The sequence below is a fragment of the Halarchaeum salinum genome (assembly GCF_039520965.1).
Lineage (GTDB): Archaea > Halobacteriota > Halobacteria > Halobacteriales > Halobacteriaceae > Halarchaeum > Halarchaeum salinum.
Genome location: NZ_BAAABL010000102.1, coordinates 1 through 1,357 on the forward strand (window position 1 = coordinate 1; position 1,357 = coordinate 1,357).

General features: G+C 54.1%; 1 protein-coding gene. It reads right to left on the bottom strand.

Annotated features, from left to right (window positions below; genetic code table 11):
- A partial coding sequence (locus tag ABDZ36_RS14725; RefSeq protein ID WP_343749382.1) for an IS4 family transposase occupies positions 1-1,357 on the bottom strand: 1,357 nt, incomplete at both ends.

Below are 1,357 nucleotides of genomic sequence, written 5' to 3' on the forward strand. Positions count from 1 at the left end.
GACCTTTCCACATCGTCTCCCAACCAGGCGGTGGATCGGAACTTCGGTCAAGGTAGCCACCGATCTTCGCAACCGCAATTGCGTACGCTTGATCCCCATTGTCGGTCAATTCTGGAAATTTCGTTTCCAGAATTGACCGTTCAGTCTCGCTCAGGAGGACATCAGGTGAGTAGTATGTCTCTCCCCGAGCAAGTTCCCGCAACTCCAGCACCTTCCACGCAATTACCGAGTAGACACTCAACAAGACCTCCATACGTTCCCATGTTTCTAGCCGGCGTTCCTCGATTCGGCATCCAGTTTTCAGCACCTTGTGCCAGTCTTCGATCGTCCACCGGGCGCGGTAGGACTCTACCACCCTCAGCGAATCACTGAACGTATCGACCGATTCAGTGGTGAGTAACACCCACTGAATCGGGTCATCTTGTTCTCCAAGTTCGTCGATTCGTACGACGTTTACCTCAACTGGATCCGTATGAGTTGAATCGTTCTTTGGAGGGAGTAACTCACATGAACCGGCTTTGACGAGTAGCTCAGCTTCTCTGGCCTCTCTTCCGCTCCCTTGGTCAATCTCGATAGACGTGCGACCTTGTTCAAGAAGGTCTTCACTCCAGTCAATCAGACGGCCGTCCGTTCCGGACGGCGTCTGAATACACCGGTTCTGATTCGCACGGACGACGAATCCAGCGTCCAAGTCGTCTGTAACTTCGCGGTAGAAGGCAAATGCGTCAGCTCCTCGGTCGTGGATGAATATCGGCCGAACCTCCTCGGCAAGCCAGTCGCTGGCTTGCCTATCTCCCCGAATCCATTTTTCCTGTTCACTCTCTAATTCGACTGGATCGTTCTTTCCATTCGCATCGTGCTTCGTGCTGGCTTGCTGGTCCTCGATCAGCGATTGCTGATCGATGACCCCCGTCATGCGGTGAGTCTGTGGATCAAGTCCAATCGTCGAGTGAACTTTGACGCCTTCAAGATCTGTCTTGGAGTTGCCGATGTCGCCAAGCCCTTCCTTCGACGGATGTCTCGGAAAGACGAGTTCAGTGGTGTCGGAGACGACCAAGAGCTCGTCGTTGTCCTGCACTCGTGACCGTTGTGCTCGCTTATGTGCATCAAGAATCTCGTTCGGATCCACACGCTCGTTGTCGCAAAATCGGTACGTAGCCTTTGTGGAGGCCCAGTCTTCGCACGCGTTTGGGATCGACTCGGCAGGTGCCCTGCCGAGCCGATCTCCGACCTCTATCAATCGCTTCGTAAGCCGTTGGTCACCAAACTCAGCAGACTGGAACTCCTCACGAACCTTGCCAGAGACATCTGTCTCACATCGCTCACTCTCATCGTCTACGTCAGACCGCCGGTTCTG